General features: G+C 61.8%; 22 protein-coding genes. 8 read left to right on the top strand and 14 right to left on the bottom strand.

All coding sequences use genetic code 11. The features are described 5' to 3' along the window. The 8 genes from DK261_RS20960 to DK261_RS20925 all read right to left on the bottom strand — a co-directional run bounded on the left by DK261_RS20960 (window position 1) and on the right by DK261_RS20925 (window position 7,305). Window positions 1-771 carry a DUF2063 domain-containing protein gene (locus tag DK261_RS20960; RefSeq protein WP_110176958.1) on the bottom strand — a complete coding sequence of 257 codons (771 nt, stop codon included), beginning with the start codon at window positions 769-771 and terminating at the stop codon, window positions 1-3. Then, entirely contained in the window at window positions 768-1,652 is an 885-nt protein-coding gene (locus DK261_RS20955) for a DUF692 domain-containing protein (protein ID WP_256597591.1), read from the bottom strand. The genes DK261_RS20960 and DK261_RS20955 overlap by 4 nt, the downstream gene beginning before the upstream one ends. A 31-nt stretch (window positions 1,653-1,683) precedes the next feature. Next, complete coding sequence (locus tag DK261_RS20950) at window positions 1,684-1,989, bottom strand: DUF2282 domain-containing protein (RefSeq protein ID WP_009047384.1); 306 nt, start codon at window positions 1,987-1,989, stop codon at window positions 1,684-1,686. A 302-nt stretch (window positions 1,990-2,291) separates the two neighbouring features. Continuing rightward, a complete protein-coding gene (locus DK261_RS20945) occupies window positions 2,292-2,993 on the bottom strand; it encodes an ABC transporter ATP-binding protein (protein WP_007926621.1) in 702 nt (233 codons plus the stop codon). Next, a complete protein-coding gene (gene livG / locus DK261_RS20940; RefSeq protein ID WP_009047385.1) occupies window positions 2,994-3,761 on the bottom strand; it encodes a high-affinity branched-chain amino acid ABC transporter ATP-binding protein LivG in 768 nt (255 codons plus the stop codon). Further along, window positions 3,758-5,026 carry a high-affinity branched-chain amino acid ABC transporter permease LivM gene (locus tag DK261_RS20935; protein WP_009047386.1) on the bottom strand — a complete coding sequence of 423 codons (1,269 nt, stop codon included), beginning with the start codon at window positions 5,024-5,026 and terminating at the stop codon, window positions 3,758-3,760. The genes livG and DK261_RS20935 overlap by 4 nt, the downstream gene beginning before the upstream one ends. Further along, a complete protein-coding gene (gene livH, locus DK261_RS20930; protein WP_007926616.1) occupies window positions 5,023-5,946 on the bottom strand; it encodes a high-affinity branched-chain amino acid ABC transporter permease LivH in 924 nt (307 codons plus the stop codon). Before livH ends, DK261_RS20935 begins: the two co-directional genes overlap by 4 nt. A 231-nt stretch (window positions 5,947-6,177) precedes the next feature. Then, window positions 6,178-7,305: a branched-chain amino acid ABC transporter substrate-binding protein gene (locus tag DK261_RS20925; protein WP_028681803.1), complete on the bottom strand. Its 1,128-nt coding sequence runs from the start codon at window positions 7,303-7,305 to the stop codon at window positions 6,178-6,180. Window positions 7,306-7,644: 339 nt separating this feature from the next. On the opposite strand from DK261_RS20925, the gene DK261_RS20920 reads away from it, so the two are divergent. Continuing rightward, the gene (locus DK261_RS20920) at window positions 7,645-7,956 is read left to right on the top strand and encodes a DUF2288 domain-containing protein (protein ID WP_110176956.1); all 312 of its coding nucleotides are present in this window, start codon (window positions 7,645-7,647) and stop codon (window positions 7,954-7,956) included. 331 nt (window positions 7,957-8,287) lie between these two features. Here DK261_RS20920 and DK261_RS20915 read toward each other — a convergent pair whose 3' ends face one another. Further along, on the bottom strand, window positions 8,288-10,471 hold the full coding sequence (locus DK261_RS20915) for a hypothetical protein (RefSeq protein ID WP_009047389.1): 2,184 nt from the start codon (window positions 10,469-10,471) through the stop codon (window positions 8,288-8,290). A 192-nt stretch (window positions 10,472-10,663) separates the two neighbouring features. Here DK261_RS20915 and DK261_RS20910 point away from each other — a divergent pair, with 192 nt between their 5' ends. Beyond that, window positions 10,664-11,560: an NAD(P)-dependent oxidoreductase gene (locus DK261_RS20910; RefSeq protein WP_053268380.1), complete on the top strand. Its 897-nt coding sequence runs from the start codon at window positions 10,664-10,666 to the stop codon at window positions 11,558-11,560. Here the strand turns inward: DK261_RS20910 and DK261_RS20905 are convergent. Continuing rightward, on the bottom strand, window positions 11,451-13,739 hold the full coding sequence (locus DK261_RS20905; protein WP_110176259.1) for a bifunctional diguanylate cyclase/phosphodiesterase: 2,289 nt from the start codon (window positions 13,737-13,739) through the stop codon (window positions 11,451-11,453). The two genes, DK261_RS20910 and DK261_RS20905, sit on opposite strands and share 110 nt — an antisense overlap. Window positions 13,740-13,883: 144 nt before the next feature. Then, on the bottom strand, window positions 13,884-14,243 hold the full coding sequence (locus tag DK261_RS20900; protein ID WP_016702058.1) for a YkgJ family cysteine cluster protein: 360 nt from the start codon (window positions 14,241-14,243) through the stop codon (window positions 13,884-13,886). 339 nt (window positions 14,244-14,582) lie between these two features. On the opposite strand from DK261_RS20900, the gene DK261_RS20895 reads away from it, so the two are divergent. Next, a complete protein-coding gene (locus DK261_RS20895) occupies window positions 14,583-15,929 on the top strand; it encodes an MFS transporter (protein WP_110176258.1) in 1,347 nt (448 codons plus the stop codon). 161 nt (window positions 15,930-16,090) lie between these two features. Here the strand turns inward: DK261_RS20895 and rapA are convergent, their stop codons facing one another. Next, window positions 16,091-18,937: an RNA polymerase-associated protein RapA gene (rapA, locus tag DK261_RS20890; RefSeq protein WP_110176257.1), complete on the bottom strand. Its 2,847-nt coding sequence runs from the start codon at window positions 18,935-18,937 to the stop codon at window positions 16,091-16,093. Window positions 18,938-19,156: 219 nt separating this feature from the next. Between rapA and DK261_RS20885 the strand changes: the two genes are divergently transcribed. The 3 genes from DK261_RS20885 to ccoM all read left to right on the top strand — a co-directional run bounded on the left by DK261_RS20885 (window position 19,157) and on the right by ccoM (window position 20,149). After that, window positions 19,157-19,498: a hypothetical protein gene (locus DK261_RS20885; protein WP_009047394.1), complete on the top strand. Its 342-nt coding sequence runs from the start codon at window positions 19,157-19,159 to the stop codon at window positions 19,496-19,498. A gap of 230 nt (window positions 19,499-19,728) precedes the next feature. Further along, window positions 19,729-19,887: a hypothetical protein gene (locus tag DK261_RS33220; protein ID WP_177411725.1), complete on the top strand. Its 159-nt coding sequence runs from the start codon at window positions 19,729-19,731 to the stop codon at window positions 19,885-19,887. A 145-nt stretch (window positions 19,888-20,032) separates the two neighbouring features. Beyond that, window positions 20,033-20,149 carry a cytochrome c oxidase subunit CcoM gene (gene ccoM / locus DK261_RS33770; RefSeq protein ID WP_007926603.1) on the top strand — a complete coding sequence of 39 codons (117 nt, stop codon included), beginning with the start codon at window positions 20,033-20,035 and terminating at the stop codon, window positions 20,147-20,149. A 152-nt stretch (window positions 20,150-20,301) separates the two neighbouring features. Here ccoM and DK261_RS20880 read toward each other — a convergent pair whose 3' ends face one another. Further along, window positions 20,302-21,777, bottom strand: coding sequence for an inorganic phosphate transporter (locus DK261_RS20880; protein ID WP_009047396.1), 1,476 nt, complete (start codon window positions 21,775-21,777; stop codon window positions 20,302-20,304). A gap of 352 nt (window positions 21,778-22,129) precedes the next feature. Next, complete coding sequence (locus tag DK261_RS20875) at window positions 22,130-22,330, bottom strand: hypothetical protein (protein ID WP_009047397.1); 201 nt, start codon at window positions 22,328-22,330, stop codon at window positions 22,130-22,132. A 98-nt stretch (window positions 22,331-22,428) separates the two neighbouring features. On the opposite strand from DK261_RS20875, the gene DK261_RS20870 reads away from it, so the two are divergent. Next, window positions 22,429-22,773 (top strand): hypothetical protein, encoded by a 345-nt coding sequence (locus tag DK261_RS20870; RefSeq protein ID WP_124298652.1) that lies wholly within the window; start codon window positions 22,429-22,431, stop codon window positions 22,771-22,773. A 201-nt stretch (window positions 22,774-22,974) separates the two neighbouring features. After that, entirely contained in the window at window positions 22,975-23,817 is an 843-nt protein-coding gene (gene pcaR, locus DK261_RS20865; protein WP_009047398.1) for a pca regulon transcriptional regulator PcaR, read from the top strand. The last annotated feature ends 65 nt before the right edge of the window (window positions 23,818-23,882 follow it).

Genomic DNA, 23,882 nt, shown 5'->3' with positions numbered 1-23,882 from the left:
TCAAACCTCGGAATGGGGGGACAGGCGAGTGATGGCGCCGCGGCCGATCAACAGCGCCAGGGCCTGGCTCGGCTCGAAGGCCGGATCGGCCGCCAAGGCATTGGCCGCGGCGACCTGCAGCGGCTGTGAGTGGCGCAGGCTGTGGATGAAGCAGGCGACTCCGGCGTCGATGGCGAACACTTCGACCTCCAGGTCGTGACGCAGTACCAGGGCGTTTTGTCCTTGCTGCAAGTCGATCGCCTGCCAGTCGCCATCGCCCTGGTGGGCGGCCCATAAGGCGACCACCGGGTGCGCTGATTCCAGCAGGCCGAGCGAAGGGTGCAGCTCCAGGCGCAATTGCCCCAGGGTTGCAGGCTCGGCCATGGCCGCGGCGATCTGCTGCGGTTGTACCGGGCAGGCGTCGGCGGCGTGATAGGCGCTGACCCGCAGGCGTTCCAGGCGCGCGACATCCGCCAGGTAAGGCAGGCTGGCGGCGGGAGGGAAACCGCCGATGAAGTCGGCGAAGTCATGGCCATAGTCGCTGAGCACGGCGCTGGTGGGCGGGAAGCGCCTGACGTAGAGCGCGGCCATGGCCCGGAAGAACTCATCGCCCACCAGTTGCGCCACCACCGGATAGGCATCGGCCAGGGCGTTGATCAGCGAACTCTGCACATTGTTGCGGTACACCGCGAAGCGGCTGGCCGGGTCGGCGCCGTTGCCGCAGTACAGGCCCGCGGGGCAGGGCTGGTCGGGGTCGAGCAGGGCGCTGGCGAAGCTGGCTTGCGTGTTCACGGCAGCCTCCTGGCGCATTGCAGCAGCTCATCCGCCTGGCGCACCTCGGCGTGCAGCACGGAAAACGCCGGCACCTGGTTGTCGCGCTCGATCAGGGTCGCGGTCGGCCCGATCCGTTCCAGCAGCCGCAGGTACAGCGCCCACACGGCGTTATCGATCGGCGCGCTGTGATCGTCGATCAACAAGCGGTCGCCCAGGCTGTCAGTGTCTTCGGCAAAGCCGGCGAGGTGGATCTCGCCCACCGCGTGCAATGGCAGGGCATCGATGTAGGCCATCGGGTCGCGCCGGTGGTTGATGCACGACACGTAGACATTGTTCACGTCCAGCAACAGGCCGCAGCCGGTACGGCCTATCACTTCGCGGATGAATTCGGCCTCGTCCATGCTCGACTGGCGAAACTCCAGGTAGGTCGCCGGGTTCTCCAGCAGCATGGGGCGGCGCAATGTGTTCTGTACCTGGTCGATGTGTTCGCAGACGCGGTCCAGGGTCGGGCGGTCATAGGCCAGGGGCAGCAGGTCATTGAGAAACACCGGGCCATGGCTGGACCAGGCCAGGTGTTCGGAAAAGGACTGGGGTTGATAACGCTCGATCAGCACGGCCAGGCGTTTGAGGTGCTGTTGGTCCAGCGGACCTTCGGCGCCGATCGACAGGCCGACGCCGTGCAGCGACAGCGGATACTGCTCGCGGATCAGCCCCAGGTAGTGATGGAACGGCCCACCGGCGACCATGTAGTTTTCCGCATGGACTTCAAAGAAACCGATATCGGGCTGTTCCCTCAGGACCTGGCGAAAATGCTCGGTCTTGAGCCCCAGCCCGGCGCGTTGCGGCAGGCTGGAGGCGGTCGCCTGAGTGGCGGGATGGAGGGGGAGTGGTACGGCCATGTTCATCATCGACACTCAGGCAGACGGTGGATTACGACTTGGCTTTGTAGGCCTGGAGCTGGCCGAAACCGGTAGGCGAGGTGCTGCTGGCGGTTTTCTCGCAGGTGCCTTTAGGAACCAGTTTCCAGGCGTTGGCCTGGTGGTCGACTTTGGCGGTGCCGGCACAGGTGGTGCCCGCGCCTGCGGCGCAATCGTTCTTGCCTTTCATGGCGACGCCAAAGCATTTCTCCATGTCGTCGGCGGCCTGGGCGGTGGTCGGCAGCGCGGCCATACTCAAGGCAGAACCGAGGGCCAGGGCCAGGGCGGCGGCGGACAGGGTGCGAGTGGTAGCGGTCATGGTGTTTCTCCAGAAAAGGTATTTGGGAAGGCAGGCATGTGTGCCTGCTTACCCCTCTAGAGAAAGGTCGATGGGGTTTGTTACAGCCCAGGTGAAAAAAATCCAGTTGTAGCCGCTGCCGCAGGCTGCGATCGACGGCGAAGCCGGCGCAATCACTGGCCGCGCGGTGTACCTGGCCTTCCGAGTGGCCAGCCTCTGCGGGGCGTTGCCCCGATCGCAGCCTGCGGCAGCGGCTACAGGAGGGGCGATTTCCAGGCGAAAAAAAACGGCCCCAAAGGGCCGTTCTTTGTTGCAGCAGGTGCTCAGCCGCCCAGATAGGCTTCGCGCACCTTGGGGTCGGTCAGCAGGGCTTCGCCGGTGCCTTGCATCACCACCCGGCCGTTTTCCAGTACATAGGCACGGTCGGCGATCTTCAGCGCCTGGTTGGCGTTCTGCTCCACCAGGAACACCGTCACGCCGTCACGGCGCAGCTGTTCGATGATGTCGAAGATCTGCTGGATGATGATCGGCGCCAGGCCCAGGGACGGTTCGTCGAGCAGCAACAGCTTGGGCTTGCTCATCAGCGCGCGGCCGATGGCGAGCATCTGCTGTTCGCCGCCGGACATGGTGCCGCCGCGCTGGTTGAAGCGTTCCTTGAGGCGCGGGAACAGGCCCAGGACCTTGTCCATCTGCTCCTGGTAATCGCCCTTGTCGGTGAAGAACCCGCCCATGGCGAGGTTCTCCTCCACGGTCAGGCGGGCGAATACCCGACGACCTTCCGGCACCACGGCAATGCTCTTGCGCATGATCTGCGCGGAGGTCTGCCCCACCAGCTCTTCACCCAGGTAACGGATGCTGCCGCTGTGGGCCTGCGGCGAACCGCAGAGGGTCATCAGCAGGGTGGATTTGCCGGCGCCGTTGGCGCCGATCAAGGTGACGATCTCGCCCTGGCGGATCTCGACGTTGACGCTGTGCAGCGCCTGGATCTTGCCGTAGAAGGTGGAAACGTTTTCGAACTGCAGCATTTACGCTTCCCCCAGGTAGGCTTTGATCACTTCGGGATTGTCGCGGATCTGTTCCGGCGTGCCGTCGGCCAGGGGCGTGCCCTGGTTGATCACGACGATGTGGTCGGAAATGCTCATGACCAGCTTCATGTCGTGTTCGATCAGCAGCACCGTGGCGTTGTGCTCTTCGCGCAGCACGCCGATCAGCGCCTTGAGGTCCTCGGTTTCCCGCGGGTTGAGGCCGGCGGCCGGTTCGTCGAGCATGAGGATCCGCGGACGGGTCATCATGCAGCGGGCGATTTCCAGGCGGCGTTGCTGACCGTAGGCCAGGGTGCCGGCGGGACGGTTGGCGAACTCCTTGAGGTTGACCTTTTCCAGCCAGTACTCGGCGTATTCCATGGCCTCGCGCTCGCTCTTGCGGAACCCCGGGGTCTTGAACAGGCCGGCCAGGAAGTTGGTGTTCAGGTGACGGTGCTGGGCGATCAACAGGTTCTCGACCGCGGTCATGTCCTTGAACAGCCGCACGTTCTGGAAGGTGCGTACTACACCCTTGAGGGCGATCTTGTGGCCGGGCAGGCCCTGGATCGGCTCGCCGTCCAGCAGGATGCTGCCGGCGGTGGGCTGGTAGAAACCGGTCAGGCAGTTGAACACCGTGGTCTTGCCGGCGCCGTTCGGGCCGATCATCGACACCACTTGTTTTTCTTTGACGGTCAGGGCTACGCCGTTGACCGCCAGCAGGCCGCCAAAGCGCATGCTCAGGCCCGTTACTTTGAGGATCTCACGGCTCATTTGCGCGGCTCCGCTTTCAGTTGCAGGACGGGACGTTGCATGGGCAGCAGGCCTTGAGGACGCCAGATCATCATCAGCACCATCATGGCGCCGAACATCAACATGCGGTATTCGCTGAATTCACGCATCAGTTCAGGCAGCAGGATCATCACGGTGGCCGCGAGGACCACGCCCAATTGCGAGCCCATGCCGCCCAATACCACGATGGCGAGGATGGTCGCGGACTCGATGAAGGTGAAGGACTCCGGCGTCACCAGGCCCTGGCGCGCGGCGAAGAAGCTGCCGGCGAAACCGGCGAAGCAGGCACCCAGGGTGAAGGCCGACAGCTTGATCACGGTCGGGTTCAGGCCCAGTGCGCGGCAGGCGATTTCGTCTTCACGCAGGGCTTCCCAGGCACGCCCCAGGGGCATGCGCAGCAAGCGGTTGATGACGAACAGGGCGAACAGCGCCAGCAACAGCGCGACCAGGTAAAGGAAGATCACCTTGTTGATCGAGTTGTATTCGATGCCGAAGTACTCGTGGAAGGTCTGCAGGCCCTCGGCGGCCCGGCGTTCGAAGGACAGGCCGAAGAACGTCGGTTTATCGATGTTGCTGATACCGTTCGGACCACCGGTGAGGTCGGTCAGGTTGCGCAGGAACAGGCGGATGATTTCACCGAAGCCCAGGGTCACGATCGCCAGGTAGTCACCGCGCAGGCGCAATACCGGGAAGCCCAGCAGGAAGCCGAAGGTGGCCGCCATCAGGCCGGCGATAGGCAGGCAGATCCAGAAGCTCAACCCGTAGTAGTGCGACAGCAGCGCGTAGCTGTAGGCGCCCACGGCGTAGAAGCCGACGTACCCCAGGTCCAGCAGGCCGGCCAGGCCGACCACGATGTTCAGGCCCAGGCCGAGCATCACGTAGATCAGCACCAGGGTGGCGATGTCCACCGCGCCGCGGGAGCCGAAGAACGGCCAGATAAACGCACCGATGATCAGCGCAATGATGATCCAGCGCTGGGTGGTCGGCAGGGTCAGGAAGTTACTGGCCTTGGCCGGGATCACCGGCATGTTGGGCGAGGACTTCCAGGCCGCGCTGATCTGATGGTCGAACAGCACCCGCAGGAACATCAGTACCGAACACAGGGCGATGATGGTCAGCGTGGTGGGGCTGGTGCCATGGACTTCCAGGTTGATGCCGACGATGGTCAGTTTCAAACCGAGTATCGGGTAGGCGACAGCCCACACCAGCAAGGCGCTGAAGAACGCCTGTCGAAGATTCCTAGTCATACTTTCTCAACCTCCGGACGGCCCAGCAGGCCGGTTGGCCGGAACAACAACACCAGAACCAGCAGGCCGAACGCCACGACGTCCTTGTACTGGTCGCCGAAGATATCGGCACCGAAGGCTTCCGCCACCCCAAGTACCAGGCCGCCCAGCATGGCGCCCGGAATGCTGCCGATGCCGCCCAGTACCGCGGCGGTGAAGGCCTTGAGACCGACCAGGAAGCCGGCGTTGGGGTTGATCACGCCGTATTGCATGCTAAGCAGCACGGCCGCGATCGCCGCCAGCGCGGCACCGATCACGAAGGTCAGGGCGATGATGTTGTTGGTGTTGATACCCAGCAGGTTGGCCATCTTGATGTCCTCGGCGCAGGCACGGCAGGCGCGGCCCAGGCGGGAACGGGAGATGAACAGGGTCAGGCCGAGCATGGCGATCAGGGTCACCACGAACACCACGATTTGCATGTAGGAGATCAGCACTTCATGTGCGCCACCTGGCCCGATGGAGAAGTTGCCCGGGATCAGGTTGGGGATGGATTTGTCCTTGGAGTCCTGCGCCAGCAGAACCGTGTTCTGCAGGAAGATCGACATGCCGATGGCCGAGATCAGCGGGATCAGACGGTTGCTGCCGCGCAGGGGGCGGTAGGCGATCCGTTCGATGCTGTAGCCGTAGGCACTGGTAACGACGATGGTCGCGATGAAGGCCGCGGTCATCAACAGCGGGACACTGTCGAGTCCCATCATGGTCAGGCCCGCGATGGCGATGAACGCCACATAGGAACCGATCATGTACACCTCGCCGTGGGCGAAGTTGATCATTCCAATGATGCCGTAAACCATCGTATAGCCGATGGCGATCAGGGCATACGTGCTGCCAACGGTGAGACCGTTAACCAGCTGTTGGAAAAAGTGATAGAGGTCAGGCATTACAGCGCTCCTAAAAACCTGATACGCATTTCACTGGTGGAGTCATTTTCCCGCCTGCGCCCCGTGGATCTGCATCCACTTCGGGTCAGGTTTTGCCAGCGAACCGCTGATGACGGTTTTGAGATTTTCAGGTGGGCGGGCTTCCGGATCACGGAAAACAGGCCCAATACGTTCGTAAAACAAAGCCCACGGCACGCCGTGGGCTTTATTGGCAGTCAGTCAGACAGGGCCTTATTGAGGCGAGACTTCGGTTTTAGGTTTGCCGAAGTGCCACTGGTAGACCACGAACTTGAAGTCTTTCAGGTCGCCCTTGGCGTCGAAGCTCAGGTCGCCAGTCGGGGTCTTGAAGGTACCGGCGTGGATGGCTTCAGCCACTTTGGCCGGATCTTCGCTCTTGGCGGCGGTGATACCGCCGGCAATGACTTCAACCGCGGAGTAGGACGGGAACACGAACGGACCGCTCGGGTCTTCTTTCTTGGCCTTGAACGCATCCGCCAGGGCCACGTTGGCCGGATCCTGGTCGAAGGATTTCGGCAGGGTCACCAGCAGGCCTTCGGAAGCATCCTTGGCGATCTGCGAAATGGAGTCGTTACCCACGCCTTCCGGGCCCATGAACTTGGCCTTCAGGCCTTTTTCCTGGGCCTGGCGCAGGATCAGGCCCAGCTCCGGGTGGTAGCCGCCGTAGTAGACGAAGTCGACGTTGGCTTGCTTGAGCTTGGCGATCATCGAGGAGAAGTCCTTGTCGCCGGCGTTGATGCCTTCGAACACGGCAACCTTGGTGCCTTTCTTCTCGAGGGTCTGTTTAACGGCGGTGGCGATGCCTTCACCGTATTGCTGCTTGTCGTGCAGTACGGCAACGATTTTCGGTTTCACGTGGTCGGCGATGTAGTTGCCGGCGGCAGGGCCCTGGGCGCTGTCCAGGCCGATGGTGCGGAACACCATCTTGTAACCACGGGTGGTGATGTCCGGGCTGGTGGCGGCGGGGGTGATCATGACCACGCCTTCGTCTTCGTAGATGTCCGAAGCCGGTTGAGTGGAGCTGGAGCACAGGTGACCGATCACGAACTTGACGCCGTCGTTGACGACTTTGTTGGCTACGGCAACGGCTTGTTTCGGATCGCAGGCATCATCGTATTCGACGGCCTGGAGCTGCTTGCCATCGACGCCGCCCTTGGCGTTGATTTGTTCGATGGCCATTTTCGCGCCACTGAACTGCATGTCGCCGTACTGGGCTACAGGGCCGGTCTTGGGGCCGGCGATGCCGATCTTGATGGTGTCAGCTGCGAACGAATGGCTGGCGACTCCGGCCAGAACCATAGCGGCAAACAGTTTGGAAATCTGCTTAGTAGCCTTATTCATAGTGCTCCACTCTTACTGTTGTAATTTTTATAGTCCTGGCGCCGTAGCAGCAGAACCGGGTCAGATATCTCTTGGATATCCCCGGAAAATGCCCCCGGCAACTGTACCGGTACAGTGTAGAGCGCCGATTGTTAGCCTGGGAAGCTGGCGCCAGGGGGCAAAATCAGGGGGTGTCGCTTTATTGAAAGAAAAAGACAGAATCGCGGCGGGGTTTTGACCGTATTCAGCGAGCAATCCTTGGCTCTCCTGCACTTCTCTATCGTTGACGCAATTGCAACCGGGTTTGTCTGCCAGAGCACCGACGTTATCATTGCGCCGATTTCTTTTCGGGACAGGCCCATGACTCAAGAACCTAGCACCCTCTATGCCAAGCTGCTTGGTGAAACCGCATCTATTACCTGGAAGGAGCTGGAGCCGTTCTTCGCCAAGGGTGCCCTATTGTGGGTCGACGCCGGCCTGGATTTGATCGAGGCAGCCGAGGCCATGGCCGAGAACCAGGCCGAGAAAGTCTCTGCCTGGCTGGCCGCCGAGAAGGTGGGCAAGGTGTCTGCGACGCGGGCGCTGGATCTGGTGGAGCGTGATCCACTGCTGTGGGCAGTGGTGGTTTCGCCGTGGATTATGGTCCAGGAAAGGGCGCCGGCCGAAGGTTGAGCACCAAAAGGGTGCCTGGTTTTTCCGGCTGAAAGTGTGTAGCCGAGTAACCGCGATCACGGTGATGGCAAGTTGCCCGTGGAGAAAGGCCCCACCCGTTTCAGGCTGACGGTGACGTAAGCGGAATGGGAACAGTTTTCAAGGCCGCCTAAGGGCGGCCTGATTGTTTCCGGGTATTAACGCCACTTCCCTGTAAAACGCCATTTCCCCTGTAGGAGCGAAGCTTGCTCGCGATGGCGTCCTACCAGTCGACATCGCTTGAGCTTGATGCCGCTGATCGCGAGCAATCGAGCGTCGACCGGCTGCTCCTACAGAAGAGAACGGGCAGCTGTTAGTACGCTGTCCTGCCCGTATGGTTGTTCAGCGAGATGACCTTGGTCTTGCCGATGCGGTGGCGATAGATCTCGCGCAGGTACTTGATGGCTTTCTTCACGCAATCGCGGGACAGGCGGATGTCGTTGATCGAGACGAACTTGTCCTTGTCGTTGATCAGCTCGCGGTACTTCTTCTCGTACATCGGCTTGATCGCGTACCAGTTGGTATCGAGGATCTTCGCCGGGTTCTCGAACTCGTTGAGCAGCTCGTCGATGCGGCTTTCATCGAACTGTTCGCTGACGATGAAATCGAGGATCGAGTTGTCCAGGGTCTCGTCGAAGCGGTACGGGTTGCGGGCGAAGCAACGCTTGATAAAGGCCACGATCAGGGTCAGGAAGTCGTCCGACAGGCACGGGCTCTTGGCGATCAGGGTGGTCAGCGAGAGGTTGGCCGAGGCGCCGATCACCAGGGCATAACGCTTGAGGGTGGTGTTGGGGAACAGGCTGTTGAGGTGAGTCTTGAGCCGGTTCAGGTCCATGTACGACAGCTTGTAGTCCTTCGGCAGAGAGACGATCGACACCACCGACGAGCAGTTCTTGAAGAAGTGCAGGTCGTGCAGCGCGGCCGCGTCATAACCGGAAGCCTTGTATTGCTCCAGCGCCGCGCGATAACGCTTGGACTCGATCGGCAGCAGGCTGATGCCCTCGATGGCCTGGGTCACCTTGTTGAAGTGCGGCAGGTCGATGGAGCGGAAGAACAGGTCGTCGATGTTCAGGCGCTGCGGCTCTTTCTCGAACACCTTGAACTTGTCGCCGGTCGGCACCGGGGTTTCCGGGACCACGGACTCGGCATAGGCGATCGCCACCGGGCCGGCCAGGCTCATGAACAGGTCGTTGGCATCCAGGCGGATGGTCTCGCCGATGTCGATGCCGGCGCGGCGGAAGTAGTTCTGGTCGTAGTCGGTGGTCACCGCCTGGGCGGTGAGGATGTTGAAAATCTGCTGGGAGATGTACTGGTTGGCGTGCTTCTCCATGGCGTTGACGTCGATGTTCTGGATGTTGCCGTCATCGCTCTCTTCGGCATAACGCATGATGTCGTTGGAAATCAGCATCATCGCGTTCCATGGGCGGATACGCCCCATGACGCTGGCTTCGCTGCTGTCTTCGTTATCGAAGTTGTAGGAGAAGTCCCATTCTTCCGACAGGTATTTGCACAGCAGGCGTCCGGCGTTGATGTGCAACGCTTCGGACATTTCGCTGCGGTGATCGGAGATATTCGGCAGTACGCAGATACCGCTGGTGAAGATCGGCTCGAAGACGAAGGAGTGGCCGCTCTTGCTGTCGTGCTCGTCGATCGGCTTGGTGTCGAACGTCTTGTTCATGTACGAGTACTGCTGGGCCAGGCCGAACTCCGAGGCCATGCCCGAACCGGTACCGCCGCCGGCGCTGAAGATCGAGAAGTACAGGCGCGACTGGTTGGCCTTGATGCCGCAGGAGTCGATCAGGTACGAGTGGATCATTTTCCAGTCGGGGCTGGAGAAGCGCTGGGTGTCCTTGTTGAGGATGATCTTGGCCAGGTACTGGCCGAGGATCGGCGCGTTACCGGCGCCACCGGCGTGGACTTCCGAGAGGTCCATGATCTTCATCTTGCTGTAGTCGCGGATGAAGCCGCTTTTTTCGCCCTTGCGCGAGAAGCGGATGCGCCCGGCGATGTCCTTGTCCAGGTCGCCCAGCATCACCAGCGGCTCGACCAGGAACACTGGTTTGCTTGCCTTGTTCTGGCCCAGGCGCAGGTTGTGGCGGATCCACTGGGCGGGGCTGTAGCCCTTGTCGGCATAGGCCTTGTCGTCGTTGTTGAATTCGTTGAGGTAGAACTTGCGGGCGTTGTACACCAGCTCCGCCACATCCAGGGCGATGTTCGACCCGCAACGGCCCAGGCCGATCAGGCAGACCGAGGGGAACTCCTGCTCGCGGCGCGCTTCGAGCTCGTCTTCCAGGTGCGGCGGGCGCGGGAATACCGAGTCGCGCAGGCCGTCGAGGTTGTCGAGGATGCGGTCGGTGTTGGTTTCGGTGAAGTAGAGGTATTGCTGGGGCGCCTGTGGGCGCGAGCTGGACAATGGCTTCGACTCTGAAAAGCTCTGGCTGCCCGGGGTCAGCGTCAGTTCGGATACTGCGTTGGCAGAATTGTTTTTAGAAGTCATTGTGCGCCGTGTGCCTGGACTGGTCGGCTCGGTGACAAGATATCAAAGAGCCATCAAGTGGGATCTCGCGACTTTACAGTGCGATATTGGCCCCAGCGATAGGGATAAGTCTGATGGCCGCTAGGGGGAATCCTTTCCTAAGTTCAGATAAATCGGCCAGTTTTCGGTGATCTTTAATCAAAAGGAGGCAAGATGATGGCAACGTTACCCACCCTCGGGTTTGCCGGTATTGGCCTGATGGGCTTGCCCATGTGTCGCCGTCTGCTGGCGGCGGGTTATCCCCTGGTGGTGTGGAATCGCAACCGGGAAAAATGCGCGCCGCTGCTGGAGGCTGGCGCGCGACTGGCCGAGACCCCGGCCCGGTTGTGCGAGGCGGCGGACCTGGTGCTGCTGTGCCTGGCCAACACCGAGGTGGTGCGCGAGGTGGTATTCGGTGCCGAGGGCATTGCCCAGGGAGCCCGGGCCGGCCAGTTGCTGGTGGACCTCTCCAGCCTGGAGCCGACCGCCACCCGGGAAATGGCCGCGCAGCTGGCGAGCACGACCGGCATGGGCTGGGTCGATGCCCCGGTGTCCGGCGGCACGCCCGGTGCCGAGGCTGGCAGCCTGGCGATCATGGTCGGTGGCGAGGCGGCGGATATCGAAAGGGTACGCCCGGTCCTGCTCAACCTGGGGCAACGGGTGACTCATATGGGCGGTGTCGGCGCCGGCCAGGTGACCAAGGCCTGCAACCAGATGATCGTCGCCTGCAATGCGCTGGTGATCGCCGAAGTGGTGGCGCTGGCCGAGCGTTCCGGGGTCGATGCGTCATTGCTGGCCGAGGCGCTGGCCGGTGGTTTCGCCGATTCCAGGCCGCTGCAGATCCTCGCCCCGCAGATGGCCGAGAGCCGCTTCGAACCGATCAAATGGCATGTACGCACCCTGCTCAAGGATCTGGACGGTGCGGTGAAGTTCTCCCGTGAACAGGGCTCGGCCACGCCGATCAGCGGATTGGCTGCACAACTGATGCGCCTGCATGGCGGCCAGGGCTATCTGGAGCAGGATCCCGCGACCCTGGTCCGCCTGTATCGCGAACCGGCGTCAGAGGGCTGACCGCGGCGACGGCAGGCCGCATGCGCTGCTCGATCTCGTCGATCACCCCGGGCAACTCTTCCAGGGGTATTGCGCGGCTGAGCAGGTAACCCTGGATGAAGTCGCAGCCGTATTGGGCGAGGAACTCGTACTGCTGCACGCTCTCGACGCCTTCGGTCACCACCTGCAAGTGCAGGGTATGGGCCATGACGATGATCGCCTGGACGATCTCTTTGTCCTGGGTCGACTGGGGCACGTCCTGGATGAACGAACGGTCGATCTTCAGGGTGTTGAGCGGCAGGCGCTTGAGGTAGGCGAGGGACGAGTAACCGGTGCCGAAGTCATCGATCGACAGCGACACCCCGAGATTGCGGATCTGCCGCAACAGGGCCACGGTGCTGTCGATGTTGCCCATCAGGGCGTTTTCCGTGACTTCCAGTTCCAGGCGCTGGGGCGCGACACCGGCGCTGCCCAGGGCGTTGGCGATCTCTTCGGCCAACTCCTCCCGGGCCAGGTTCAGGGCCGAGCAGTTCACCGCGATTTTCAGCTCGGCAAAGCCGTGGCGGGACAGGGCGGCCAGGTCCTCGCAGGCCTTGCGCAGGACCCAGTTGTCCAGTTCGGCAATCAGCCCGTTGGCTTCGGCGATCCCGATGAAGCGATCCGGGGCCAGCAGCCCGTGCAACGGATGCCGCCAGCGCACCAGCGCTTCAAGCTTGCTGACCTTGCGGCTGCCCAGGTCGTAGATGGGCTGGTAATACAGGGTCAAGCCGGCTTCGTTGCGCAGGGCATTGCGCAGTTCTTCCTCCAGTTGCAGTTCCAGGCTCGCCTTGGTCTTCAGGTTGGTGCTGAAGAAATGCAGGCTGTTGCGACCGCTGCCCTTGGATTGATAGAGCGCCAGGTCGGCATGCTTGAGCAGCTCTTCGCTGGTCTTGCCGTCGTCGGGAAAGACGCTGATGCCGATGCTGGTGGTCATCACCATGCGCCTTCCTGCCAGCTCGATGGGTTCCTTCATCTTGCTCATGATGCGTTGTGCCATGTGCTGGGCTTCGTCGCGGTCGCTCAAGCTCATGAGGATGCAGAACTCGTCTCCGCCGAAACGCGCCACTACGTCTTGATGGCTGCGGGTGGAGCTTTTGATATGGCCGGCAATCACCTTCAACAGTTCGTCGCCGGCATCGTGGCCGAGGCTGTCGTTGATCCGCTTGAAGTGATCGATGTCGAGGAACATCACCGCGAGCATGCCACCCTGCACGGTCTTTTCAATGAGCTTTTCGGCGAACAGCTGGTTGAAGCCGCGACGATTGATCAGGTTGGTCAGGGCGTCGTAGTGCGCCACCTGTTGCAGCGCCACCCGGGCCTGGTCCAGTTGGCTCAGCAGGGTGTTGACCCGGCGCAGGTCCTGTTCCTTGTGCTGGAGTTTCTTGTCCGCCAGGGCCGCGCTGATGCTGCTGCCAATGATCAACAGGGCGATGACGGCGATGGTCAGGCCCAGTTGCAAGGGGTTGTCGTCCACCGCGATGGAGGGTGTGCCCGTCGCCGGCAGCACCAGTTTCAACGCCCACATGCCGGTGAAATGCATGGCGACTATGCCGCCCCCCAGCAGCAGGCTGGCCGCGTATTTGAGCAACTGGTGGAGCACGCCGCTGCCGTTGCTCAGGTAGCGGGACAAGAGCAGGGCGACCAGGCTCGCGCTGATGGCGATGGCAATCGACAGGCCGAACAGGTCGGGCTGGTAGTAGGCCGTGGCTGGCGAGCGCATGGCCGCCATGCCGACATAGTGCATGGTGCAGATGCCCAGGCCGATCCAGATTGACGCCAGCAGGTAGCGCCATAGCTGCAACTGGGGATGGCTGAGGGTCTTCATCGCCAGCCAGGATGCAATCACCGCGATCAGCAGCGACAGCAGGGTCATCGGCAGGTCGTAATGGGTTTCGATGGGGATCTGCAATGCCAGCATGCCGATGAAGTGCATGGCCCAGATGCCGCCGGCCAGGCAGAAGGCGCCGACCCAGCGCCAGCGTTGCTGGGCCGCTGCCAGGTCGACGTGGCGCACCCGTTCGGCCATGTCCAGGGTGGCGAAGCTGCCGGCGCAGGCCACCAGATAGGCGAGGATCACCAGCACGGGGTTGTGGTTGCAGGTGAGTAATACCTGCCCGCCTTCGGGGAGCTCGGTAAAAAAATGCAGACCAAGCCATTCCATCGCATGCCCCGTTTCTTGAGTCATCCAGGGCCAGCCCTGGGTGGCTGGCCAATGGGACTGAGTATAGGAAGCCGAGTCGAGGCCGGGAACGATGGTGGCAAATTGACTTAAATGATTTTGGAATTCAGCTCATAGCCAATCGAGCTAAGCACTCTGTTCGAAGTACAGCGCCGGCTCCAGGGGCGCGAGCCCGAATGCCGCGCGCGCGGCGTCGCAATCGACGTTCTGTTGGCCATTTTCCCAGGACGCCTCGAATTCGCGGCAGGTGCTGGAGCGCTGGTGGTAGATCGAACAGCTGACTTCCTTGCCGACCTCGCCGGTCAGCGCGGTGCAGCGGGTCGGCTTGCAATCGGTGCCGAGCATGGCGACCCGGCTGGGGCTGATGGACGCCACCAGATCGTCGGGGACCGTACCGCCGGAAGAGGCGCATTCACCCCAGAAAAAAGACACACGAAAGTGTGAACAGCAGGCACCGCAATTCAGACACGGACTGGCTTCGGACATGGGCGTATTCAAAGGGGAGGAGGTTGATGAGGGGGGGCAGCAAGGCCGCTATTCTAGGCTTCGCAACGGCCTTGGGAAGGGGGCGCGCGAGGTATTTTTCAGGCCCTGCGCAAGCCCTTGAAAAATCGGGCTTTAGCCCCGGTATCCGGGGGCTTGCGGCGGTTTAGGCGGGGGCGCTGGCGCTGTTCGGGCGGTCGTCGAGCGCGGTCGACGGCCCGCGCTTCGGATTGCCTGGTATCAGCCTTACGAATCATTACAGACAAGCGCGGCGGGGCTGACTAGATTGCAACTTCCAGGCTCGGTTGCGTCTGGCCGAATAACAATAAAAGAGACCGACCCATGCAGAACTCGACCCAAGCGGCGAATGCCTGGCGCATTCTGTTCCTGTTGTTCCTGGCTAACCTGTTCAACTTCTTCGATCGCACCATTCCGGCCATCATCATCGAGCCGATCCGCATGGAATGGCACCTGAGCGACTTCCAGATCGGCATCATCGGCACCGCCTTCACCATCGTCTACGCCATTGCCGGCCTGCCCCTGGGGCGCATGGCCGATACCGGCTCGCGCAGCAAACTCATGGGCTGGGGCCTGGCGGTGTGGAGCGGGCTGACCGCGGTCAACGGCCTGGTGGGCAGTTTCTGGAGTTTCCTGCTCGTGCGCATGGGCGTCGGCATCGGCGAAGCCAGCTATGCGCCGGCCGCCAACTCGCTGATCGGCGACTTGTTCCCGGCCCATCGCCGGGCCCGGGCCATGGGCATCTTCATGCTCGGCCTGCCCCTGGGCCTGTTGCTGGCGTTCTTCACCATCGGCGCCATGGTCAAGGCCTTCGACAGCTGGCGCGCGCCGTTCTTTATCGCCGCGGTGCCGGGCCTGTTGCTGGCGGTGTTCATGTTCTTCATCAAGGAGCCCAAGCGCGGTGCGGCGGAAACCGTCAAGGTTTCCCAGGAACGCGTCGACCGGCCGATCTGCCGGGTGCTGGCGATCCCGACCTTTCTCTGGCTGGTGCTGGCCGGGCTGACCTTCAACTTCGCCACCTACGCCTGCAACTCGTTCCTGGTGCCGATGCTGCAGCGTTATTTCCTGATGCCGTTGCAGGACGCCGCGGTGGCGACCGGGGTGATAGTCGGGTTGACCGGCCTGTTCGGGCTGACCCTGGGCGGCTGGGTCGCCGACAAGATTCACCAGCGTGTGGCCAACGGTCGGTTGTTGTTCGCCGCCTTCAGCATGCTGATCTCGACCCTGTGCACCGCCTGGGCCCTGCATGCCGGGCGCATCGAAATCGGGGTGTTCGTCGCGGTGTTCAGTGTCGGCTGGCTGTTCGCCTACAACTTCTATACCTGCGTTTACACGGCGATCCAGGATGTGGTCGAACCCCGTCTGCGCGCCACGGCCATGGCGCTGTTCTTCGCCGGCCTGTACCTGCTGGGCGGTGGCCTGGGGCCGGTGGTGGTGGGGGCGCTGTCCGATCACTTTGCCCATGCGGCGATGTACGCCGCCGGGGCTGAGCAGATGACCGAGGCGTTCAAGGCGGTTGGCCTGCATGACGCCATGTACCTGATCCCGGTGGCGTTGCTGCTGACCATGCTGTTCCTGTTCCTGGCCTCGCGCTGCTTCGTGCGCGATGCGCAGCGGATGAAGGACGGGTTGGTGCCGGCCGCGCCAGCGGGGGCTGCGGTGACCGCCTGAACAGTGCTTTGTAGGAGCGAGGCTTGCCCGCGATGAACGATGACGCGGTGTGCCAGATAGAACGGGTTGCCCCCATCGCGGGCAAGCCTCGCTCCTACAGAAGCCGATAAAAAAGGCCCGCATTGTGCGGGCCTTTTCATTTACCGGGAGAGCAGGGGGAATCAGCCCGCTACCAGTACCCGGATCGCTTCCAGGCGCAGCGCTGCTTTCTCAAGCATGGCCAGGCCTTGTTCGCGTTGTTGGCGCAGGGCCACCAGCTCGCTGTCGCGCACGGTCGGGTTGACCGCCTGCAACGCGGTCAGGCGCGCCAGTTCTTCGTCGGTGTCGGCGGCCAGGCGACGTTGCGCCTCGGCCACGCGCTCGGCGTGACGTGGGGCAATCTTCGCTTCGCCAGCGTTGATCTTCGGCGTCAGCTGGTCGCGCTGGGCCTGGATGAACTTGTTGGCGCTGGCCCGTGGCACGCTTTCCAGCTGGTCGTTGAGGGTCTCGAAGGCGACGCGCGCCGACAGGTCGTTGCCGTTGGCGTCCAGCAGGCAGCGCAGGGCGGCCGGTGGCAGGTAGCGGCCCAGTTGCAGCGAGCGCGGTGCCACCACTTCACTGACGTACAGCAGTTCCAGCAACACGGTGCCGGGTTTCAGCGCCTTGTTCTTGATCAGCGCCACGGCGGTGTTGCCCATGGAGCCAGACAGCACCAGGTCCATGCCGCCTTGCACCATCGGGTGTTCCCAGGTGATGAACTGCATGTCTTCGCGAGACAGCGCCTGGTTGCGGTCGTAGGTGATGGTCACGCCTTCGTCGTCGCCCAGGGGGAAGCTGGCGTCGAGCATTTTTTCGCTTGGCTTGAGGATCAGCGCGTTGTCCGAATGGTCTTCGCTGTCGATGCCGAAGGCGTCGAACAGGGTTTCCATGTAGATCGGCAGGGCGAACTGATCGTCCTGCTCGAGGATCGCTTCCACCAGCGCATCACCTTCGCCAGCGCCGCCGGAGTTGAGCTCCAACAGACGGTCGCGACCGGTGTGCAGCTCGGCCTCAAGGCGTTCGCGCTCGGTGCGCGCCTCGTCGATCAGCGCTTGCCACTCGCCGTCGTCGGCTTCTTCCAGCAGCGGCAGCAGGCGCGGGCCGAACTGATGCTGCAGGGCGTTGCCGGTCGGGCAGGTATTGAGGAAGGCGTTCAGCGCTTCGTGGTACCACTGGAACAGGCGCTCTTGCGGGCTGGTTTCCAGGTACGGCACATGCAGTTCGATCACGTGTTTCTGGCCGATCCGGTCGAGACGGCCGATCCGCTGCTCCAGCAGGTCCGGGTGCGACGGCAGATCGAACAGCACCAGGTGGTGGGCGAACTGGAAGTTGCGACCTTCACTGCCGATTTCCGAGCAGATCAGCACCTGGGCGCCGAACTCTTCATCGGCGAAGTAGGCGGCGGCGCGGTCGCGCTCGAGGATGTTCATGCCTTCGTGGAACACCGTGGCCGGGATGCCGGAACGCACGCGCAGGGCGTCTTCCAGGTCCATGGCGGTTTCCGCATGGGCGCAGATCACCAGGACCTTGGTGCGCTTGAGCATTTTCAGCTGGTCGATCAGCCACTCGACACGCGGGTCGAATTTCCACCAGCGCTCTTCTTCGCTGGCGTCCGGCTGGGCCTGGAAGCTGACTTCCGGGTACAGCTCGGCGTGTTCGCCCAGCGGCAGTTCCAGGTATTCGTCCGGGCACGGCAGCGGGTAGGGGTGCAGCTTGCGCTCGGGGAAGCCTTGCACCGCGGCGCGGGTGTTGCGGAACAGCACGCGGCCGGTGCCGTGGCGGTCCAGCAGCTCGCGCACCAGGCGCGCGCTGGCCTCGCTGTCGCCCTCGTTGACGGCGGCGAGCAGGGCTTCGCCTTCGTTGCCGAGGAAGTTGTGGATGGTCTTGTGCGCTTCGGGCGACAGGCGTCCTTTATCCAGCAGTTCCTGCACGGCTTCGGCCACCGGGCGATAGTTTTCGCTCTCGGCGCGGAAGGCGGCCAGGTCGTGGAAACGGTTCGGGTCGAGCAGGCGCAGACGGGCGAAGTGGCTGTCCTGGCCCAGTTGTTCCGGGGTGGCGGTGAGCAGCAGGACGCCCGGAATCACCTCGGCCAGCTGTTCCACCAGCGCGTATTCCGGGCTGACCTGGTCTTCGTGCCATACCAGGTGGTGGGCTTCGTCGACCACCATCAGGTCCCAGCCGGCGGCGAACAGCGCGTCCTGGGCCTTCTCGTCCTCCACCAGCCATTCCAGGGCCACCAGGGCGAGTTGGGTGTCCTCGAAGGGGTTGGCGGCATCGCTTTCGATAAAACGTTCTTCGTCGAACAGCGCGACCTGCAGGTTGAAGCGCCGGCGCATTTCCACCAGCCACTGGTGCTGCAGGTTTTCCGGGACCAGGATCAGCACGCGGCTGGCGCGGCCCGACAGCAGCTGGCGATGGATCACCAGGCCGGCTTCGATGGTCTTGCCCAGGCCCACTTCGTCCGCCAGGAGAACCCGCGGCGCGATACGGTCGGCGACTTCACGGGCAATGTGCAACTGGTGGGCGATCGGCTGGGCGCGTACGCCACCCAGGCCCCACAGCGACGATTGCAGCTGGCGGCTGGTGTGTTCCAGGGTGTGGTAGCGCAGGGAGAACCAGGCCAGCGGGTCGATCTGCCCGGCGAACAGACGGTCGCTGGCCAGACGGAACTGGATGAAGTTCGAGAGTTGGGTTTCCGGCAGGGTGACGACTTCGTTCTGCCCGTTGAGGCCGTGGTAGACCAGCAGGCCGTCGACGTCGTCGACTTCGCGCACGGTCATTTTCCAGCCTTCGAAGTGGGTGATGGTGTCACCCGGGGAAAACCTCACGCGAGTGAGGGGCGCATTCCGTAGCGCATACTGGCGAGTGTCGCCAGTGGCCGGATAGAGCACGGTCAGCAAGCGGCCGTCCTGTGCCAGAACGGTGCCTAGACCTAGCTCGGCTTCGCTGTCACTAATCCAGCGTTGCCCCGGTTGATACTGCTGCGCCATGCTGCCTGACTCCCGCCTTGAAAAAGCCGACTATGTTAACGGATCGGCGCCCTCAGGCCAAAGAACTCTAACAAAAACAACTACGCTGGAAGGTAGCGTATCGGGCGCATTTGTCGGGGCTCGGGGCACTATCGGGTGACGACTGGGTCACAAGTTTGCGACCGATGGCTCAAGTCGCCCCCGCAGCAGCCGACAGCCTGCCGACAGGAGACCAATAATATGCTGCCCCCGATGCTGCCCTTGAGTGCCGTGCCCGTGACCTCCCAGCAGGATCCGATCCGGCCGCGCCCGGATATCCCGCCGGTGGTGCCGGTGCAACAGAGTTCCAACGAAAGCACCATCGACCTGCAAAAGCGCGATGCCGAACAGTCGGCGCTGCTGCTGCGCGAAGAACAGCAGCGCCAGCAACAAAAGCACAAACGCCAGCGTGAGGCCGAGAACGATCCCGAACTGCACCTGGCCGTGCCCGGGGACGAGCTGAATGCCGACAACACTGTGCCGGTGGTGCCGCTGATCGAGGATGCGCCACGCCAGGGGCTGTGGGTCGACGTCGAGGTTTAGATACCGCTCTTGAATGCCTGCAACGGCGAGGCAAGGAATCACATGCCGCAATCCGCACGATGCTGGTCAAATACGGCGGACCTCCACCTTTAATTGCGCTCGATACCTGCCGATCACTGGTCAGCCGCCGCGTCACGCCGCATTATTGGCAAACCCGCAAGGGCCGCAGCCGCGCTATCTATATATAGAGGCTGTGGTCGACATTGACCTGAATGATGCAAGCCAACGCCATGAGCCAAGACGACAACCTGATCGACCTGAACGCCGAACGTGCCAAGCGTTTGCATGACCTGAAGGAAAAGCGCCTGAATGAAGTGCGCCAGGCCTTCGAGCAGGCAATGCCTCTGGGCAAGCCGAAGAAGAAACCGAAAAAGCCGAAAAAGCGCTGAACCGGGCGCGATCTGTTGATGTAAGTCAGTTATTTCCCCTCCCTGTCGTCCTGTCTTGGGCGACCATTGACCCCGGTCAATTTTCCCCGCCGCCTCTTTGGTTAACTTAGCCCCATCGCAACAGGGCAAGAGCAGGAGGCCAGTCATGTTTTTCGATAATGTGGTGATCGCCGGAGTGCTGACTGTCGGCCTCATGGTTCTGTTTTTCGCCGGGTTTGGATTTTTCATCTGGAAAGATGCGCATAAACGCAAAAAACCTTAAGTCTTTCCGGTAACGAGCACGCAAGGCATTTTGGGCAACTTCGGTTGCCCTTTTTTTTGCCTGTGTGTTTTGTGGGGGAACGATCACTTCCTTCAGGCACAAAAAAAGGTGCAACCCAAGGGGCGCACCTTTTTTGTCGCGGACCGAGCGAATCAGGTCCCGAGGGCTTTCGAGGCCAGCCAGAACAGACCGGCCGACAGCGCCACGGTCGCCGGCAGGGTCAGTACCCAGGCCAGCAGGATGGTGCGCACGGTGCCGCTTTGCAGGCCGCTTTTGTTGGCGACCATGGTCCCGGCCACACCCGACGACAGCACGTGGGTGGTCGATACCGGCAGGCTGAAGATATTGGCCATGCCGATCAGGCCGGCGGCGGTGATCTGCGCCGACATGCCCTGGGCATAGGTCATGCCTTGCTTGCCGATCTTCTCACCGATGGTCTGCACCACACGTTTCCAGCCGATCATGGTCCCCAGGCCAAGGGCCAGGGCCACGGCCAGGATCACCCAGAACGGCGCGTATTCGGTGGTGGCGGTCAGGTCTTTGCGCAACTTGTCCAGGTCAGCCTTTTCACGGGCCGCGAGGTTCGGCAGCTTGCCGACTTTCTTCGCGGTGTCGTCCAGGCAGAGCAGGTAGCGACGCACTTCGATGCGGCTTTCGGCCGGCAGCGAGTGATAGTCGGCTACACCCTTGAGGGTGCCCAGCAGCGCGGCGATGGTCGGTTCGGTCTGCTGCGGGTTGCAGCGGAATTTGCCTGGCAGATCGTCCTTCACGCTTTTGCCCAGGGCCAGGAACTCGCCCAGGGAGTCCTGGTTGCGCTGGTAGAACTGGCTCAGGTGCAGGGTGGCGTCGCGGGTACGTTCGATCTGGTAAGTGGTGCTGTTCAGGTCGAGCACGAACTGCGCGGGCACGATACCGATCAGTACCAGCATGATCAGGCCGATGCCTTTCTGGCCGTCGTTGGAACCGTGCACAAAGCTCACGGCCATGGCCGAGATCACCAGCACCAGGCGGTTCCAGAAGGGCGGATGTTTCTTGTCGTCGACCTTGCGGCGTTGTTCCGGGGTCTTGTGCATCTTCGAGATCGGGCGCCACCACTTCAGGCCGATCAGCACCAGGGCGGCAATCAGGAAGCCGGCCATGGGCGAGAACACCAGGGAAGCACCGATGTCGATCGCCTTCTGCCAGTTCACGCCATCGCCCAGCGGGATGTCGTTGAGCAGGGCATTGGCCAGGCCGACGCCGAGGATCGAACCGATCAGGGTGTGGGAGCTGGAAGCGGGAATACCGAAGTACCAGGTGCCCAGGTTCCAGGTGATGGCCGCGGCCAGCAACGAGAAGACCATGGCCAGACCGTGGCCGGTGTTGACATTGATCAGCAGCTCGACCGGCAGCAGATGGACGATGGCATAGGCCACGCCGACGCCGCCCAGCAGCACGCCGAGGAAATTGAATACACCGGAAAAGAATACGGCCAGGTGCGGCGGCATGGCTTTGGTGTAGATAACAGTGGCAACCGCATTTGCGGTGTCATGAAAGCCGTTGATGAACTCGTAGGCGAGGACAAAAGCCAGGGCGAGCAAGAGGCTCACAAGCACCCAAGCATCCAGTCCGCTGAATAAATCGATCATGAAGGTTTTCTGACCCGGTCATAAGGGGGCGCGATTATGCCAGAAAACCCTGGTAATCGATGCACTAGGTGCTGGTTGGTAACATTCTTCAACGAAAAAGCCGGAGGCAGGCCAATGGCCATGCCTTTTTTCGAGGCATGGGCAAACCCTTGATTTTACTGGGGCTCATCCTCAAGGTCAGGGGTGCAAGACTCAGCCAAACGTCTCAAACGCTTGTATGAAATTTCACTTCCATGACAGTTTTTGAGCCCTTGGGGCCATTCGCGGCTGCACGGCGGATGCCCGGCCGACCTTGCGATCGGCATTTATCTGCAAGGGCATCGAGCAGTGCGAAAGCTTCAGGCGAAGAGCGTCACGGCTGTTCTGCCTTGAGCTCTTTTTCCATCTTCTGCAGTTCTTGGGTAAATGCCTGGTCGAGAATGCTGGCGCGTTTTCGCCAAGGTTTGCGTTCCGGTTCAGGCTGGGCGGCGTAGGTGGTGACTTCGCCTCCGTAAACTTCCTTGTAACGTTGTTCCTGGCGCTCAAGTTCCGCGCGCAGTTCGTCTTTCGTCACAGTGTTACCTAACTGAGTTGAGATTATCCCGATGATACGCATTGCCTCGATCGGGTTTATCGAGCGCCTCGTGCTCGGCTCGATTAAAGGAGCCAGGATTGCGATGGGGCTCGCCAAACCGCTTCTTGTTGCATGCGGCCACGCCACCGGACAAGAACAGCTGTCGTAGCAACAGTCACTTTTTTGCAAGCACATTGGCCGGGCATATTGAGATGAGCGTCAAGCGCTTGCAGCAGGAAGCGTCACTTACCGATACGCACCCTGATGATGCTGCCGAACGCAGAAAAGCGTCGGTGATCACTTTGCTCATTATAGCGGCGGCCATGAATAACTCTATCGGCAATAAGTTAAAAATCGTCAACTTGATATCAGGGTTTTGTTACACGAAAGTTTTAAGCCGGATGATGAGAGTGGTGACGCTGCAGTTCTGTAACAAGGCCTGACAAGTTGCCTGGATTAACACGGAAGAAATGAGAGTTTTATTGGCGGCGAAAAAACGCCACATCGCGTAGAAGCACTTAATCACGGTGGATTGCGATTATCGGTCGATGGTTCGATAATCGCCCAATGTTGGCTGTGCAGGCTTGTGCATCCTCTCCAGTACGGCTTGTAATAAGCCAGACTTCCGTCGCAGAGAACCTGAAATGAACGATCAATTGCGTAATTCCTTCGCTTCCGCCGCGCCACCGATTGTCGCTTCGCCGGCCAAGCGGATTCAGGCGCTGACGGGTGATCCGGATTTCATGACTTCTCTGGCTCGCGGCCTGGCGGTGGTCCAGGCCTTTCAGGAGCGCAAGCGCCATCTGACCATTGCCCAGATCAGCCACCGCACGGAGATTCCCCGGGCCGCCGTGCGCCGCTGCCTGCATACCCTGATCAAGCTTGGTTACGCCACCACTGACGGCCGCACCTATTCGTTGCTGCCCAAGGTGTTGACGCTGGGGCACGCCTACCTGTCTTCCACGCCGTTGGCGGTGTCGGCCCAGCCTTACCTGGACCGCATGAGCGAGCAACTGCACGAAGCCTGCAACATGGCCACCCTGGAAGGCGACGACATTCTGTACATCGCCCGTTCGGCCACCACCCAGCGCCTGATCTCGGTCGATCTCTCGGTCGGTGGGCGCCTGCCGGCCTACTGCACGTCCATGGGCCGGATCCTGCTGGCAGCGCTGGATGACGCTTCGTTGCGCGAATACCTCGAGCATGCCGACCTGCAAGCCAAGACCAGCCGTACCCTGCACACGCCGGAGGCGCTGCTCGAATGCCTGCAACAGGTTCGGCAGCAGGGCTGGTGCATCGTCGATCAGGAGCTGGAGCAAGGCCTGCGCTCCATCGCCGTACCGGTGTACGACGCTTCGGGCCAGGTGCTGGCCGCGCTCAACGTCAGTACCCATGCCGGCCGCGTCAGCCGCGCCGAGCTGGAGCAGCGCTTCTTGCCGGGCCTGCTCAGCGCCAGTCGCGACCTCAGCGCCCAATTGTTCGCTTGAGGGCTGCCTGCTTAAGCTGTTCGATAAACGCACAGATACGCGCTTGCTGAATTGACGCTCTTTCC

The organism is Pseudomonas sp. RW409, from assembly GCF_003184125.1.
GTDB classification, from domain to species: Bacteria; Pseudomonadota; Gammaproteobacteria; order Pseudomonadales; family Pseudomonadaceae; genus Aquipseudomonas; species Aquipseudomonas chlororaphis_I.
This window is presented reverse-complemented; position numbering and strand designations above follow the sequence as displayed.